The organism is Kocuria sp. KD4, from assembly GCF_011769905.1.
GTDB classification, from domain to species: Bacteria; Actinomycetota; Actinomycetes; order Actinomycetales; family Micrococcaceae; genus Kocuria; species Kocuria marina.
This window is the reverse complement of the sequence record NZ_CP050449.1, coordinates 2,579,061-2,594,352: the sequence shown is the minus strand read 5'-3', so window position 1 is coordinate 2,594,352 and position 15,292 is coordinate 2,579,061. Positions and strand designations below refer to the sequence as shown.

Sequence of the window (15,292 nt, the reverse complement as noted above, 5' to 3'; positions counted from 1 at the left end):
AGGTCTTTCCACGCTATAGAGGATTGCCGTGTTCCTCTCCACCCCGCCCCTGCTGTGCGTGTCGGCCGTTCCTCCCGTGTTCCGCGCCTCGTGCGTTGGCTTCACATCCCGGCCCGGCGGCAGGACTGGGTGGGTGTGGAGGCTCAGTAGGTGGTGCCCATGGCCTCGCGGACTTCGGCGAGGGTGGCCTCGGCGATCTCGTGGGCTCGTGCATTGCCGCGGCCCAGGACGTCGCGAACCAGGTGCGGGTCCCGGCCCAGTTCCTGACGGCGTCGCCGGTGGTCGGTGAGGAAGTCGTTGACGGCCCCGGTGGTGAGCTGTTTCAGGCGCCCGGCCCCGGCGTCGCCGACCTGCTCGGCGACCTGTTCCGGGGTGGTGCCCCGGCACAGGGCCGCGGTGGACAGCAGCGCGGAGACCCCGGGGCGGGTTGCTGGGTCGAAGGTGATCCGACGCTCGGCGTCGGTGACGGTACGCCGGATCACCGCCGCGGTCTCCTCGGCGGTCATCGACAGGGCGATGGTGTTGCCGTAGCTCTTGGACATCTTCCGCCCGTCCAGTCCCGGTACTTCCGGGGCGGCGGTGAGCAGGGCATCGGGCACGGGGAAAACGGGCCCGTAGCGGTCGTTGAAGCGCCGGGCGATGACCCGGGTGATTTCCACGTGGGGCAGGTTGTCCTTGCCCACGGGCACGAGATTGCCCTTGCAGAAGAGGATGTCAGCGGCCTGGTGCACCGGATAGGTCAGCAGCAGCCCGCTCAACGCCCGGCCGGAGGCGGCGGCCTCGGCCTTGACCGTGGGATTGCGGTGCAGCTCGGCCTCGGTGACCAAACTCAGGAAGGGCAGCAGCAGCTGGTTCAGCGCCGGTATCGCCGAGTGGGTGAAGATCGTGGTGCGCTGCGGGTCCAGCCCGGCGGCCAGGTAGTCCAGCACTGCACTGTGCACGTTCTCCTGCACGCGGGCGGTGGTGTCGCGGTCGGTGATGACCTGGTAATCGGCCAGCACCAAGAACGTCTCCACCCCGGCCTGCTGCAACCGGAGGCGTTCAACGATGCTGCCGAAGTAGTGACCCAGGTGCAGAGCCCCGGTAGGGCGTTCCCCGGTGAGCACCCGGAAGTTCTCCGGGGCCTGGTCGATGGTGCGGGTCAGTTCGGCTGAGCGCTGCTCGGCAACGGCGAACGAGTCCATGTGCGTGCTCCTGTCAGACAAGGAGCTGCACGCAAGGCCGTGGCGGTGGGGCACGGGCTGCTGTGCAGCCCGTGGTCATGCTTCAACCGGCTGCTATCGCAGCCACCACCACGCCAGACGGTTGAAGATCATGCCCATACTCTACGCACACGGCGCACCAACCACCGTGGGGATCAAGGGCAGGTGGCTCATCGCCACCACTCGCTTTACATATGGCCGGTTATCGGCCCCGAGGCGGGAGCCTTTGAAGGGGGGTGTGCACCCCGATCCCAGCCCCTTGGTAACCCTTGTTGATTAGGGTCGGCTAACCCTTGGCGGCGATCGGGTACGGGGCGTTCAAGCAGTGGGCCCGGGCTGCGGTGATGTCGTGGGTGGAGCCGGGTTCTACCGGGGAGGTCCACAGCGGGAAGCCGGTGGGGTCGGCGATGACTGGGACACTATTGCCGAATCTCATGTGCTTGCCCGAGTACCAGGCGTGATTACCGGCCTCCGTCCGTTCGGCGACCCGATCGGTGGGAATCAACGTGCCCCCCTCAAGCGTCACGTAGGGCAGATGATCGTCCTGTGCCTTGGCCAGAGCCTCGTGCAGCTCGACAGCCTGGGCGGCCGCCTTCACCCAGCAGGACGTAACCAACCACTACCGCGCCGGCGCGTGGAAACATTCATGAAAAACCCCGCGCCCACCTGGTCAGCGGTGACGCGGGGCGCCCGCTCCCGGACCCGTATGCCCGGGAGCGGGAGTCTCAGTTCCCGTCGGCGGGGGACGGTGTGGGGGATGCCGTGGCCGCATCCGTTGCACGGTCGATGGGCTGTTTCGACTCCGCCGCCCGCTCGGAAGACAGAGGCGCCTCCCCGTACTCGCGGGCCATTTCGTCCCACCCCTGGCTCCACTCCCGCATGTAGGAGTAGTCATTGACGCCCACCGGCGTACCCGACACGAACAAGCACGGCTGGCCCTCGGGGGCTGCGGCGCACACCGTGTCCGCGCTGACCTCGGACGGCTGCGCGGCGTCGTCGCCCGTATAGTCCGGAGAGGTGGGCGCACCCGAGGAACGAGCCCCACCCGGCCGTTCGTTGGACCCCGGCGTCGTGGTCACGGGGTGCCGCGGGTCCGCGACGTCGCGCTGGCTGTCCTGCGGGTACCAGTAGTCGGCGGCGGGCATCGAGATCCCGTAAACCCCGCTGGTCGCGGTGACCGAGGTACGCTGAGGAGCCGTGCCCCGCACGTTCACGAGCGCCCCGCCCTGGTTGGTGTGTGCGTCCAACCGGTTCTTCACGCTGACCCCGTCCAGCAGCACCTGACCCGTGGTGGCGTGGGCGTCGAACACAGCGGCCTCCACGTCCGTGGCGCTGATGGACCCCAGATCGGTCCTCGCCCGCACGTCCCGGTACGTGCCGTTCACGTGCACCGCTCCCGTGCCGCTCTTGAGGTCGAGCGAGGTGTGCGGGCCGTCCTGAGGAACGGTGATACTGACGCTCTGCATGCCGGAACCCCATTGAGAGGGCCGGCCGGGCACATCCAGCTGCAGCACGCCGTCGCGAACGGACGGGATGACGCCGCGCTCGGACAAGGACCATCCGGATTCGTGCCACTGCACTTGGACACGATCAACGGTCGGGCTCGTGTTCACGCTGACCATGCCCGAGGGGGCGTCGATCCGGATCCGTTCCACGTCCGACGACGCCGTCCACGAACCGTCCCGCTCCTGCGTCATGGCCACCGCGGCGGCGGTTCCGGCCCCGCCGAGCAGCAGGGCGAGGGCACCCACACCGCCCACCACGGCGGTCGCGGTGTTCCAGGCGCGGCGCTCACCGCGCCCCACGGGACGGTCGTTCCGAGGATCAGGCAGGTCCCGGGGGCTGGCTGCGCTGTGAGGATCGGGCGTGGGATGCGAGGGATTCTGATTGCTCATGAGATGTCCTAAAGAGAGTGGTCCGAGTAGCCCAGGTACTTGAGAACGGCCAGAACCCTGCGGTTGCCGGTCTCGGAGGTGACGCCCAACTTGGCGAAGATCGAGCCGATGTGTTTCTCCACGGCCGATTCGGTGAGGTAGAGATTCGCGGCAATGGATGCGTTGGACAGCCCCTGCGCCATGAGCGCCAGGACCTCACGTTCGCGCGGTGACAGCAGTTCCATGTCCTCCCGGCGCCGCGAGCGCACCAGGATCTGGGTGAGCACCTCCGGGTCCAGCACGGTCCCGCCCGAGCCCACGGTTTGCACGGATTCCAGGAACTGGTCCACGTCCGCCACGCGGTCCTTGAGCAGGTAGCCCAGTCCCTCCCGGCGGGACGCGATGAGCTCGGACGCGTAGCGCTCCTCCACGTACTGGGACAGCACCAGCACGGCCACGCCGGGGTGGCTTGAGCGGATCAGCACCGCGGCGCGGATCCCCTCGTCGGTGAAGGTGGGTGGCAGTCGTACGTCCACGAGCGCGAAGTCCGGCCGGTGCTCCTCCACGGCCCGCACGAGTCCCTCGGCGGTATCCGTCTCGGCCACGATCTCGTGCCCCGCGTCCGTGAGCAGGCGGACCAGTCCGGCGCGCAGCAGCACGGCGTCCTCGGCGATCACGATGCGCATCTCAGTTCCCCCGTCCATGCTGCCCGGCGGACGACGACGCCGCTCCGCCCGTTCCCGCCCCCGCCGCACCGTGCGCGGTCGGACCGGTTCCGGGCGCGGTGTGGACCCCGCCAACGTGACCGGGGTGAGGGGTGTAGGCGGTGCCGGACGCGCGCGAGGCGCTGTGCGTCGTCGTCGGAGGAACACCCGTGAGGGGCAGCTCCACGATGACCTCGGTGGGCCCGCCTGCGGGCGAGTTCACGAAGAACCTGCCCCCGGCCGAGCGGATCCGGTCCTGGATCCCGGAGAGCCCGCCCCCGGGGACCACACGGGCGCCGCCGCGGCCGAAGTCGCGCACACCGGCGACCACGATGTTCGCGCCCGGTGCGGCGCCGTCCTGGATGGACACTGCGACGTCCGCAGAGCGCGCCCCCGAGTACTTGATCGCGTTGCTGAGGCTCTCGGAGACCGCGAAGTAAATGGCCGCCTCCGTGCGCGGCTGCAACCGGGGGACGTTCACGGAGACGTCCACGGGGAAGGGTGCCTGGGCGGCGACGGCGGACAGAGCGGCGTCGAGCCCCCGATCCTCCAGCACGGCGGGGTGGAACCCGCGGGCGAGCCGGCGCAGCTCGGTGATCGCGGCCTTGGTGGTGCCGTGCGCCTCCGCCACGAGCTCCTTGGCCGCGGCGGGATCCGTGTCGATGCGCGAACCGGCCATCGAGAGGTTCATGGCGACCGAGACCAACTGGGGCTGAACGCCGTCGTGCAGATCGCGTTCGATGCGCGAGCGCTCGGTCTCCGCACCGCGTACCGCGGACTCCTTGGCGGCGGTCTCGTACTCGGCGAGGCGCTGCAGCTCGTCCGCTTCACGGCGCAGTCGCGCGGCCTCGCTCAGCCGCAACAGCCCCGCGGACAGACCGCGGTGAGCCAAGGTGAGCAGCACCGCGAGCACGATGCTCAGCAGCACGCCCGCGACACCCAGCATCGGGAGCGTCCAGCGCGGGGTGCTCTGCAGCGCGGGCCACAGCACCGAGGATTCGGGGGCGAACCACGGCGCGAAGGTCAGCACGAGGGCCGCGCTACCCACCACGAAGGGCAACAGCATGAGCCAGCCCAGCGCGCACGTGAGCGCCACGTGGAGCATGCCGAGCCACAGGGACCCGTCGCTCGCGTCCAGCCACCACTGGTGCGGGACCCGCACCCAGTCGGTATGCGGGCTGCGGCGGCGCTGGGGGTCCCGGATGTCCAGGCCGAACGACGACGCTGAACGCCTGCGTTCCAGCCACACCGCCCCCATCATCACGTACACGGTCGCGGCGAGGATCAACACGCCCAGGCCCAGCACCGGAACGGTTGCGGCTCCCACCGCGAGGAACGTGAGGATCACGACGAGCAGCACGGTGTTGAGCACCGAGTCCACCACGAGGTCCAGGGCCCCGAAGAACAGGGTCTTGAGGGAGAAGGTCCGCCACTCGCGGGGAGCGATGTGCGGCCCTTCCGGTGCCGGGCGTGCCACGGAGGCGGCCCGCGGGGGTTCCGGGTGCCCGGGAGGCGGCAGGGTCCGGGTGGTCTCAGCGTCTGCAGGTGAGGAACCGGCCGAGGGCATCGGCCGGGTGCGTTCGGTGTCCGAGGAGATGGGCTCTGTGGCGTCCCACGGTGGCGTGGGATTCGAGGCTGTGGTGCTCATGGCCTCCACGCTACGGACACCCCCGTGGATCCCGCGCCAGAGCTGGCCACCGAGTCGGGGTGGGGTTTTCCGCACCCCCGGGCTGCGGAATGTGGTCTGCGGGGCGCCTGCTACGTGGTGCGGGGTGCGTGCTGCGGCGTCCGCTCCACGAGCGCGCGTCTTGTGAGGCGCCAGGTGCGTCCCATCCGGGTGCCGCGGCGGCGCGGATGATCCACATGCGCGCGCCCGCCCGGGGTTCCGTGTTCGCGCGCCCTACAGTGTGTGCCATGAACGACGACGTCCGCGCCCTCGGGCGGCCCACTGCCGTTTCCATCCCCGCGGGGGACGTCGAACGCGACCCCGCCGTGGACGTCGCCCGCGTGGGGTGCGTGATCACCGTGGTGTGCAGTCACATCCTCATGGTCACCCTCACGGCGGATCCCGCCACCGGGGAGATCCGCTCTGTCCTGGTCCCGACTCAGCAGCCCTGGTACTGGTGGGCCACGTGGCTCCTGCAGATCATGCCCCTGTTCTTCGTGGTGGGTGGGACGGCCACGGCTGGGGCGTGGCGGCGTCGTCGGGCCCGGGGAATGGCACGGGGCGAGTACGTGCGGGAACGCACGCTGCGGCTGATCCAACCCGCGGCGGTGCTGTGGTGTGTGCTCGCCCTCGGTGCGGGGATCGCGGTGGTGGCGGGAGCCGGGATCGAACTCGTGACGTTCGCGCTGTCCGGTGTGGGGATGGCGTTGTGGTTCCTGGCGGCCTACCTCGTCTGCCAGGGATTGGCACCGCTGTTCGTGGACCTGCACGAACGCATGGGGTGGGTGTGGTGCTGGTTCCTGTTCTCGTGCGCGGTGGCCGTGGACCTGCTGCGTCTGGCCACCGATTGGCAGTGGCTGGGGCTGCTCAACATGGTGTTCGTGTGGCCGCTCATCCAGCAGTTCGGCTTCTTCCGGGCGGACGGGTGGTTCGGGGCGCGGCGTCGACCGGTGCTCGTGGCGCTTGCCGCGGGATGCTACGCCGTGTCCGGGGTGTGCGTGGCCTCCGGGTCCTACGCCCCGGACATGCTCACCAACCTCAATCCGCCCACCGTGTGCATGGTGCTGCTGGGCTTCGCTCAGGCGTGTCTGCTGGAGGTGTTCTCCCCTCTGTTGCGGCGGGCCATGCACTCCCGGGTGGTCCGCGCGGTGGTGTATGTGGTGGGCACTCGTGCGTTGACCATCTACCTGTGGCACCTGCCCGTGGTGGTGGCGGTCATGGCGGTGTGGTTCTTCGCCGTGGGCTACGACCCCGTCCCCGGTTCCACCGACTGGTGGTGGCTGCGGATCCCCTTGACCGTCCTGTGTTGGGCGGTGGTGCTCGTGGTGGCCACGGTGTTGCGGCGGCTCGAGTCCTCATCCACGGCACCGTGGGGCGCCCACCCCATCCGGTTGTCCAATACCGCCGTGGTCGTGGCACTCGTGTGTGCCGTGGTGCCGCCGTTGTGGGAGATCGTCACACTGCTCACGGTGCCGTTGACGGTGGCCGGCGCCGTGGGAGCGGTGGCCGCGGTGGTGCTGCTGCGCAGTGGCCGCGTCCCCTCGCGGGCCGAGCGGGCCGAGACAGCGCCCACTTCCCAGGCCCGCTGAGGCCACACGGCTTTAGCGCTGGACACTGTGAGGCACGCTGAGGCCACGCGGCGAATTGTGGGCAGGCGGAGGCCACATGGGGTGGAGTGAAGTGGCTTCCACGCGACCAGAAATTACGCCATGGCCTCGGAGTGCCTGAGAGTTACGCCTCGGCACGGGAGCCCCGCGGGAAGAGGCTCACCCCTCCCGCGGATCCCCCAGGTGGTCGATGACCAGTTCGAACAACCGCGGGACCACCATGGGGTGCACCTGGTGGCCCATCCCGGGGATCCGGACGAAGCGAGCATGGGGGATGATCTCGGCCGTGGCGGGGCCGCCGTCCGGGCGCACGATCTTGTCCTTGTCCCCGTGGATCACCAGCGTGGGGGCGGTGATCCGGGACAGCACCTCCGTGCGGTCCCCGGATGAGCGGATCGCCCCGATCTGACGGCGCATCGCCTCAGCCTCACCTCGCGGATCCAGGCTGCGGTCCCAGTGGGTTGCGGCGAGTTGACGTTCGTACGCCACGTCCACGGGGAACCCCGGACCGGCCAGGTGGTGGGACATGACCAGTCGCCCCCGGATGTACATGTCCCGGGTCTTCGCCCCGGGGAACATAAGCAACGCCGCGGTGGAGGTCGCGGCCGTCCCCACGGACGGATCGCCCGTGGTGGAGCACAGGGAAATGAGTCGCCGCACCAGCTCGGGGTGGTGGCCCGCCAACGACTGGGCGATCATCCCACCGAGTGAGAACCCCATGACATCCGCTCGCTCGACCCCCAGCGCCCGCAGGGTGTCCGCGACGTCCTCGGACATGTCCTCCACGGAGTACTGCCCCTCCGGCAGGGGCCCGCGCAGCAACCGGCGGGCCGAAGGGGGCGTGGAGGTCACCCGGAAGGAACGGCCCACGTCCCGGTTGTCCAGGCGGATCACCCGGTACCCGCGATCCGCGAGGGCATGGACGAAGGACATGGGCCACGTGGCCAGGTCGAACGCGAGCCCGGTGATCAACACGAGCGGCGCACCGTCGGACGGCCCGTCCAGGCGCACGCAGATGAAGTGGTCATCATCCAACTGCACCGTGCGTTCCTCACCGCTCTCACCGGGGCCCGTGAGCAGGGCGGGCAGCTGCTCGGGAACGGGAGCGGCGGCGTCGTCGAACCGCAGGAATCGATCCACGACCGGCTTAGCCACCAACTGACGCCGGTCATCGAAGTAGTTCATGGCCATCCGCCACGGCGCCGTGTCCCCCTGGCGGGGAAGCTGGTCGAGGGAGCGTTGGACGTAGCCGGCGTCGAAGTCCAGCAACGGGCGCGTGCGCAGACCCTCGGGTGCGACCGGGCGCACGGACGCCGCGCCCACGGAATCCGTGTGCGCGATCAACCGGGACAGCCAGTCCACCACGAGTCCGATCTTCAGCGTCCACGACCCGTTCGTGTACCCAATCGCGAAGGCTAGGTTGGGCACGTCGCTCAGCATGGCGCCGCGGTAGGCGATCCGCTCGGGGAGGTTCACGGGTCGCCCGTCCACGCTCAAGCGCGCGCCACCGAACATGAGCAGGTCGAAGCCCGTGGCGCTCACGACGACGTCCGCCGCCACCCGCCGCCCGTCCGTCAGGACGAGGCCGTCCGCGTCGAAACGGTCGATGCCCGCGGTCACGATATGGGCGTTGGGTTCGTGCAACGCGGCGAAGAAATCCCCGTTGGGCGCCACGCACAGCCGTTGGTCCCACGGGTTGTACGGCGGGGTGAAGTGCTCCCGGACGGAGACGTCCGCAGGGAGGTGACGGCGGTTCACGGCCGCGATTCCCGCCCGCACCACGCGCGGCGCGGCCTTGCTCGCCACCCACAGTGCTCTCTGCCCCGCGGCCATGAGCGGGCGCAGCACTCGCGCCGCCCGTGCCCTGCCGAGCGCCATGAACAGCACCTTCTCGGCCACGCCGGGGGAGGGTAGGGGCAGGATGTACGACGGCGTCCGCTGCACCATCGTGGTCTCGGCACCCCGCGTGACGAGCTCGGGCAGCAGGGTCACCGCGGTGGCCCCGCTGCCGATCACAGCGACTCTCTTGCCCCGGACGTCCAGGTCCTCGGGCCAGAACTGGGGATGCACGAGCTGGCCCCTGAACCCGTCGACCCCCGCGAAGTCCGGGATGTGGGGACGGTCGTAGCCGTAGTACCCGGTGGCCACGAACACCCACGTGGCGGTGATCGGCTGGGTCTCGCCGGTGCCGATGGGTTCGGGCCGCGGCCCATCAACCGAGTGCTCGGGTGCGCCGCCGCCGACGTCGCTCGGAGCCGCCCCCGCGCGGGGTTCGGGTGGCGCGGTGCGCTCGACCGTCACGGTCCAGTGGCTGGTCCCGGAGGACCAATCCGCGGCGGTGACGCGCCGATGGTAGTGGATGAGCTTGTCAACCCCGGAGGCGCGAGCGGTGTCGCGGATGTAGTCCAGGATCGCGGAGCCCTCCGCGATGGGGTTCTGTCGGGTCCATGGGCGGAAGTCGTAGCCGTAGGTGTAGAGGTCCGAGTCGGAGCGGACCCCCGGGTAGCGGAAGAGATCCCACGTGCCACCGGAGTTCCCGCGGGACTCGAGCACCGTGATGCTCTTGCCGGGATGTTCGTGGCGGAGTTTGCAGGCCGCCCCGATCCCGCTGAGGCCGGCCCCGATGATCAGGATGTCGGTGTGCTCGGGCAGCGCTGCGCCGGCGTGCTCGCTCATGGATTCATCGTATGGTCCTCGCGGGCACCGCACGCGCTACCCCGGGAAAGTGGCCGGATGGCCATTGTCCGTGGACCATGGGGTTCCTAGGCTGGGGTCCACATCATCGCCCACGCGAAAGAATTGACATGGATGCCGTAGGTGGGATGGTCCGCAGGACAGCGGGAATCACGCTCCTTGCCCTGCTGTTCCTCGCCCTGTTCGTGACGAATTCCTTCGCGTCGGAGCCGGTGTCCACGACGAGTGCGCAACCGGTGACCACGACAACGGCGGAATCGATGGGGATATCCGCATCCGAATACGCCCGGATCGTGCGAGCAGCCAACGCCGCGGGCATCAGCGAGACGCAGGTCGCCGCGGACATCGACTACGCGACCCGGACCACGACACCCCACCGTTTCCCCGGGGTGGTGAGCATGAGCGCATCGGCCCAGGTCAACGGCTGTTCGAACCCCGTGCCCGGCCATGGCTACCAAAACGCGCTGTTCAACGCCGACTGCAACGCCCACGACGTGTGCTACTTGGCCGAGGGTGACGCTGGCCGCTCCCGTGCGCAATGCGACAGCGAATTCCGCAATGCCATGAATGTCACCTGCACACGCACCTACGTGAGCACGGACATCGAACACAAACGCTGCATCGGCACCGCCAGTTATTACTACTGGATGGTCAGGGCATTCGGCGCACCCTATTTCAAGGGATAGGACCATGAAGAAATTCAAGGGAGAAATCATCCTCGCCGTCAGTGGCGCAGTCTTGATTCTGTGTGCCTGGGTGTCCTACGTGAGCGCTTCCTGGTTCCCGGAGGCCACCCTGTCGTCCCCGGCCGTCCCCTTCTTCCTGCTGATCCTGGCCGGCACCGTGTTCGTGTTGTGCGCCGCCAGCGGGATCGGAAAGCTCATCAACAAAGACTGAGGGCGGGGCGTGCGCCGTGCTCGTGGCCCGCCCGGACGGCACCGACCGCACCCGGTGGACCTCCATCAACGCGTGCCTTCCGCCCGCCGTGGCGTTCGACGGCCAGGAGGTCGTCACGTCCGAGGGGTTGGGCACCGCTCCCGGCCCCCGCGGTCCCGGTCAACTGCACCCGGTGCAGCAGGAGATGGCCGCGCCGGTGCTGCTGTCCCTGGGCGTCCGTGGTGCTCGCGTCCCGTGACGCCGAGCGCGAGGTCCCCCTGGACGAGTACTACACCGGCGTCCCCTGAGGAGTGTGGTGCTTGTCATGTCAGAGGCCTCCGTTCACGGCCGGTGGCCGCAGGTTCGGCGATCTTCTGTTTTTCCCACCGTCGACCAGGTGGCGAAGTGTCCGAATCTAGCGATGATGCAGTGGATGGATTCGGGTCAGTACGCGGTGCGGGAGGTGTTGGCCGCCCATGTGTCGAAGGGTTTGGTGCGGTTGTCGATGTCCACGTGGCGCACGGGCAGCAGTTCGTCCCGTTGGGCCCGGGTGGCGGTGAAGAAGTCGTAGAACGCGGCGTCGTCGAAGCCGCCGTCCGCGGCGTCGTGGCGGTCCGCGGCGAAGTACACGGCGTCCAAGCGCGCCCACAGCGAGGACGACAGGCACATGGGGCACGGTTCGCAGCTCGAGTAGAGCACGGCGCCGCTGAGGTCGTACGTGCCCAGGGCGGCGCACGCGGCGCGGATCGCGGAGACCTCGGCGTGGGCGGTGGGATCGTTGTCCGCGGTGACGCGGTTGACCGCCGTGAACTCGCGCCCGTCCGCGGTCACGACGACGGCGCCGAACGGGCCGCCGTCCTCGGAGGCGTTGCGCACGGCCACGTCGATCGCGCTGCGGAGGTGGCGTTGCACGGAGGCGTCGGCCGGGGCCGAGGTGGTGTGGGTGGGAGGGGTCATGGTGCTTCCTGTCATGGGTCTTAGATTGCGGTTGTGAGAATTAGGGGGAGTCGCTCTTGTAGACGCGATGGATCTGGCCGGTGTCCGTGAGCTCGCCGCTCTCCACGCGACGGCGCGTCTCCTCCACCAAGTGGTCGTCCACGATGGCGATCTCCTAGCTGTACAGCTAGGAGACCTCGGGCCTCGCGACGGCCAGTGGGTGCCCACTCCTGGATCCAACGGATGACTCACGTGATTGCGGAGCGAGCGCTGGATGCGCCTTTGCTTTTACTCCGTTGAAGCAGATTTCTGCCGCCCTGCGTGCATTTGCTCCACTAGAAATGCCCAGGGAGGTGGAAGGGGCAACGTGACGGTCGAGCGGGTGAAGCATGCGCCTCCGTCCGGCCGCACGCCTCACCCGGCCGCGCCCCAGGCGGGCACACTCAGATCTTGAGGTGCACCAAACTCGTCCTCTTGGTCTCCAGCGCCGTGCGCACCGTGTCCGCGAGGGTGTCCATGGTCGCGGGGAGGCCGGTGGCGCCGAAGCCCTCGGCCAAGCGCACCCAGTCCGGCTGCACGAGGTCCACACCGAGCGGCTGGATGGAGCGGTCCACCATGTTCTGCCGGATCTCCCCGTAGCCGCCGTTGTCCACGCAGATCACGGGCAGGTCCAGGCCCAGTTCCACCGCGGTCATCAGTTCCTGGATGGAGAACATCAGGGCGCCGTCCCCCACGAGGCACACCACTGGGCGCTCGGGTGCGGCCAGCTTGGCGCCGATCGCCGCGGGCAGGCCGTAACCCAGCGTCGCGTACGTCCCCATGTAGAGCAGGGAGTGGGGAACGGGTGCGCGGAAGAACGTGGTGGATCCCATGTAGGTCACCTGGGACGAGTCGCCCGCCAGGATCGTGTCGTCCGGGACCACGTCCATGATGGTCTCGTTGAGCGCCGCGAGCTCGGGGGCCCACGTGCGGCCCTCCTCGTCCATCGCATCGAAGACCTCGCGCAGGTCTGGCGCCGTCCGCGCGGAGGGCGCGACGTCGCCGGGGCCCCCGGCGTCGGCCCGCGCCCGCAGACCCGCGAGCAACTGGGGGACCACCGCGGCGGAGTTGCCCGGGACCTCGACGTCCGGGGTGAGGTTGCACAGCATCTGGTCGCGCATGATATCCACGCGCACCACGGGCCCCTGCGGGGTGATGTCGCCGCCCCACAGCTCGGCCTCGCCCACCTTGGAGCCGATCACGAGCAGGGCGTCCCGCGAGCGCAGGAACTCGTGGGCCGTGCTCAGCCGCAGGTCCGCGCCCAGGGAGAGCCGGTGTTTTTCGGGGATCGCTCCCTTGCCGTTGGTCGTGGTGATCACGGGTGCCTCGAGCAGTTCGGCCAGCTCGAGCAGGTGCTCCCCGGCGGCCAGGGAACCACCGCCGGCCAGGATGACCGGGCGCTCACTCGCGGCGAGCGCTTCGACGGCCGCGACGACGTCGGCCTCCGGTGCCGGCGCGGGCTCGCCCAGGGGGCGGGGTGCGGTCGCGGACTCGGGGACGTCCGCGGGGGCCTCGAGGATGTCCAGGGGGATCTCGATGTGGATGGGCCGCGGCCGGGAGTGTGCGAAGTCGCGCATGGCGTCGTGGATCATGGTCACGGCCTCGGCGGCGGAGGTCACACGCCGGGACACGCCCACGATCGCATTGACCGCGGCGGACGGGTTCTTGGTCTCGTGCAGCGAGCCGATGTCCCGGAAGTCGTGTCCCACGGGCCGCCCCGGGGAGAGCAGGATCATGGGCCGGGACTCGGCGTACGCGGTGGCCGCGCCGGACAGCGAGTTGAGCAGGCCGGGTCCGGAGGTCGTGATGACCACGCCGGGCAGCCCGCGCACCTGGGACCAACCGTCCGCGCCGTAGGACGCGCCCTGTTCGTGGCGCGTGGTGATCGGGCGGATCCCCAGCTCGCGCAGCGGCCGGTAGAACTCGAGCGAGTGCGTGCCCGGGATGCCGAAGACCGTGTCGATCCCGTAGCCGCGCAGCGTCTCCAGGACAGCGCGGGCCGTGGTGCGCTCGGGGTACGACGACGCCGCCCCCGCCGGGTTCTCGAACCCCCCGGGGGCGCCGGTGACCGTGTTCTCGTTGCTCATGCCTTGGACTCCTGAATCCGTCGGTTCCATTCCTGACTGACGTCGGACGGGGTGGGCCTGCTCATGAGTGATACCGCCACGAACACCACTGCGGAGGCGATCAGCCCCATGTAGATGGGTGCGTTGGCGAGCACCCCGAAGACCATCATGCCCGCCACTGTGGCTACGACCCCCACCCCCATGGACCACATGGCGCCGGCCGCGGTGGCGCGCGGCCACAGCAGCCCACCCAGGATCGCGACGAGCAGTCCGCCCACCAACAGGTCGTAGGCGATGGTCAGGGCCACCACGGTGGAGCTGACCAGCATGGACATCACGGTGATGAGCAGGCCCACGACCACCACGTAGACGCGGTCCTTGAGGACGGAGGCGTCCTCGGAGCGGGAGCGGGCGACGTCGGCGTCGGACGCCCCGAACAGGCCGCGCAGCGTGGGGACCACGTCCACGCGCGCCACGGTGGCCGCGGCGATCGTGGCCCCGGAGGCGGTGGACATCATGGCCGCGACGCCCGCGGCGAGCACCACACCACCCAGGCCCACGGGGACGTGCTGCTGGGCCATGGTCGCGAAGGCCTCGTCCGGCATCTCGAGGGTGGGAAGAACGGCGGCCGCAGCGGTGCCGATCAGGGCGCCGGCCACGCCGTACAGGGCCACATACCCGGCGGAGATCACCCCGCCCCAGCGGGCGACCCCGGGGGAGCGCGCGGTGAACACGCGCTGCCAGATGTCCTGGCCGATCAGCATGCCGAATCCGTAGATCACGAACTGCGTGATGATCCCCTGCAGACCCATGGCGCCCAGGTCGAAGAAGGAGGAGTCCAGCCGCTCACGGATCCCGGACCACCCACCCCCGGCGGCCAGCGAGAACGGCAGGAGGATCGCAAAGATCCCCACGGTCATGAACACGAACTGCATGAGGTCCGTGAGGGTGATGGACCACATGCCACCGAGCACCGAGTATGCGATCACCACGGCGCCACCCAGGAGGATGGCCCACGGCCGGGAGATCGGGAACAGGACGGAGAAGATCGCCGCGTACGCCGCGGTGGAGGTCACCGCGATCATGATCGTGTACGCGAGCATCACGAAGGAGGACGCCGTGGCCCCGCCCTTGGCGCCGTAGCGCAACTGCAGCATCTGGGAGACGGTGAAGACCTTGAGCGACTGGATGCGCGCGGCGAAGAACAGACTCAGGACCCCCAGGCCCACGGCGATCGCCACCACGAGCCACATCCCGGAGATCCCGTACTGGTACCCGAGACCCACACCGCCCACGGTGGAGGCGCCGCCCAGGACCACGGCGGCCATCGTGGAGGTGTACAACCCCGTTCCCAGCCGGCGCCCGGCCACCCGGTAATCGGTGGCGGTGCGGGCGCGGCGTGCCGCCCACAGCCCGATCACCACCATGGCGATCAGGTACAGCACGATGACCAGGACGTTCACGGGGGTCTCCTCGACAGAACTCGGGGTGTCCGCGCGCGCGAGCGGATGCGCTCGTGGGCGGGGTGGTTGGCACTAGGGTTTTATGCACCAGGTCACAAAAAGTATCACCGCGGTGGCGGTTCACGCCGCCGCGGGTGCCGTGTTCGTGGGAACCACGCCCCGAGA

Annotated in this window: 13 protein-coding genes; 4 read left to right on the top strand and 9 right to left on the bottom strand. The window is 69.4% G+C overall.

The window, feature by feature from the left end; translation table 11 throughout:
• Positions 1–143: 143 nt before the first annotated feature.
• From trpS to HBK84_RS11575, 5 genes are all read right to left on the bottom strand, one after another.
• Positions 144–1,184: a tryptophan--tRNA ligase gene (trpS, locus tag HBK84_RS11595; RefSeq protein ID WP_095798781.1), complete on the bottom strand. Its 1,041-nt coding sequence runs from the start codon at positions 1,182–1,184 to the stop codon at positions 144–146.
• Positions 1,185–1,488: 304 nt separating this feature from the next.
• Positions 1,489–1,800, bottom strand: coding sequence for a transposase family protein (locus HBK84_RS11590; RefSeq protein WP_167318960.1), 312 nt, complete (start codon positions 1,798–1,800; stop codon positions 1,489–1,491).
• A gap of 127 nt (positions 1,801–1,927) precedes the next feature.
• The gene (locus tag HBK84_RS11585) at positions 1,928–3,097 is read right to left on the bottom strand and encodes a DUF4097 family beta strand repeat-containing protein (protein WP_240918999.1); all 1,170 of its coding nucleotides are present in this window, start codon (positions 3,095–3,097) and stop codon (positions 1,928–1,930) included.
• Positions 3,098–3,105: 8 nt separating this feature from the next.
• Entirely contained in the window at positions 3,106–3,762 is a 657-nt protein-coding gene (locus HBK84_RS11580; RefSeq protein ID WP_085108578.1) for a response regulator transcription factor, read from the bottom strand.
• A 1-nt stretch (position 3,763) separates the two neighbouring features.
• Positions 3,764–5,428, bottom strand: coding sequence for a sensor histidine kinase (locus HBK84_RS11575; RefSeq protein WP_167318959.1), 1,665 nt, complete (start codon positions 5,426–5,428; stop codon positions 3,764–3,766).
• A gap of 266 nt (positions 5,429–5,694) precedes the next feature.
• Here HBK84_RS11575 and HBK84_RS11570 point away from each other — a divergent pair, with 266 nt between their 5' ends.
• Entirely contained in the window at positions 5,695–7,035 is a 1,341-nt protein-coding gene (locus tag HBK84_RS11570; RefSeq protein ID WP_167318958.1) for an acyltransferase, read from the top strand.
• 177 nt (positions 7,036–7,212) lie between these two features.
• Here the strand turns inward: HBK84_RS11570 and HBK84_RS12715 are convergent, their stop codons facing one another.
• Positions 7,213–9,729 carry an alpha/beta fold hydrolase gene (locus tag HBK84_RS12715; protein ID WP_206069157.1) on the bottom strand — a complete coding sequence of 839 codons (2,517 nt, stop codon included), beginning with the start codon at positions 9,727–9,729 and terminating at the stop codon, positions 7,213–7,215.
• 128 nt (positions 9,730–9,857) lie between these two features.
• Between HBK84_RS12715 and HBK84_RS11560 the strand changes: the two genes are divergently transcribed.
• Genes HBK84_RS11560 through HBK84_RS11550 form a run of 3 tightly spaced genes read left to right on the top strand, consistent with a single transcriptional unit; the run spans position 9,858 to position 10,882 of the window.
• Positions 9,858–10,433 carry a hypothetical protein gene (locus tag HBK84_RS11560; protein WP_167318957.1) on the top strand — a complete coding sequence of 192 codons (576 nt, stop codon included), beginning with the start codon at positions 9,858–9,860 and terminating at the stop codon, positions 10,431–10,433.
• 4 nt (positions 10,434–10,437) lie between these two features.
• On the top strand, positions 10,438–10,644 hold the full coding sequence (locus HBK84_RS11555; protein WP_121544373.1) for a hypothetical protein: 207 nt from the start codon (positions 10,438–10,440) through the stop codon (positions 10,642–10,644).
• Between the two features lie 16 nt (positions 10,645–10,660).
• A complete protein-coding gene (locus HBK84_RS11550) occupies positions 10,661–10,882 on the top strand; it encodes a hypothetical protein (protein WP_370520543.1) in 222 nt (73 codons plus the stop codon).
• A 185-nt stretch (positions 10,883–11,067) separates the two neighbouring features.
• On the opposite strand, the gene HBK84_RS11545 is transcribed toward HBK84_RS11550, so the two are convergent.
• The 3 genes from HBK84_RS11545 to HBK84_RS11535 all read right to left on the bottom strand — a co-directional run bounded on the left by HBK84_RS11545 (position 11,068) and on the right by HBK84_RS11535 (position 15,127).
• Positions 11,068–11,580 carry a nucleoside deaminase gene (locus HBK84_RS11545; RefSeq protein WP_167318956.1) on the bottom strand — a complete coding sequence of 171 codons (513 nt, stop codon included), beginning with the start codon at positions 11,578–11,580 and terminating at the stop codon, positions 11,068–11,070.
• Positions 11,581–12,002: 422 nt separating this feature from the next.
• Positions 12,003–13,685: a thiamine pyrophosphate-binding protein gene (locus HBK84_RS11540; protein WP_167318955.1), complete on the bottom strand. Its 1,683-nt coding sequence runs from the start codon at positions 13,683–13,685 to the stop codon at positions 12,003–12,005.
• Positions 13,682–15,127: a sodium:solute symporter gene (locus HBK84_RS11535; protein ID WP_167318954.1), complete on the bottom strand. Its 1,446-nt coding sequence runs from the start codon at positions 15,125–15,127 to the stop codon at positions 13,682–13,684. Before HBK84_RS11535 ends, HBK84_RS11540 begins: the two co-directional genes overlap by 4 nt.
• Positions 15,128–15,292: the final 165 nt, after the last annotated feature.

Coding starts and splice junctions, on each gene's coding strand:
- trpS (WP_095798781.1), bottom strand. CDS start 1,184: ATGGACTCGTTCGCCGTTGCCGAGCAGCGCTCAGCCGAACTGACCCGC.
- HBK84_RS11585 (WP_240918999.1), bottom strand. CDS start 3,097: ATGAGCAATCAGAATCCCTCGCATCCCACGCCCGATCCTCACAGCGCA.
- HBK84_RS11580 (WP_085108578.1), bottom strand. CDS start 3,762: ATGCGCATCGTGATCGCCGAGGACGCCGTGCTGCTGCGCGCCGGACTG.
- HBK84_RS11575 (WP_167318959.1), bottom strand. CDS start 5,428: ATGAGCACCACAGCCTCGAATCCCACGCCACCGTGGGACGCCACAGAG.
- HBK84_RS11570 (WP_167318958.1), top strand. CDS start 5,695: ATGAACGACGACGTCCGCGCCCTCGGGCGGCCCACTGCCGTTTCCATC.
- HBK84_RS12715 (WP_206069157.1), bottom strand. CDS start 9,729: ATGAGCGAGCACGCCGGCGCAGCGCTGCCCGAGCACACCGACATCCTG.
- HBK84_RS11560 (WP_167318957.1), top strand. CDS start 9,858: ATGGATGCCGTAGGTGGGATGGTCCGCAGGACAGCGGGAATCACGCTC.
- HBK84_RS11555 (WP_121544373.1), top strand. CDS start 10,438: ATGAAGAAATTCAAGGGAGAAATCATCCTCGCCGTCAGTGGCGCAGTC.
- HBK84_RS11545 (WP_167318956.1), bottom strand. CDS start 11,580: ATGACCCCTCCCACCCACACCACCTCGGCCCCGGCCGACGCCTCCGTG.
- HBK84_RS11540 (WP_167318955.1), bottom strand. CDS start 13,685: ATGAGCAACGAGAACACGGTCACCGGCGCCCCCGGGGGGTTCGAGAAC.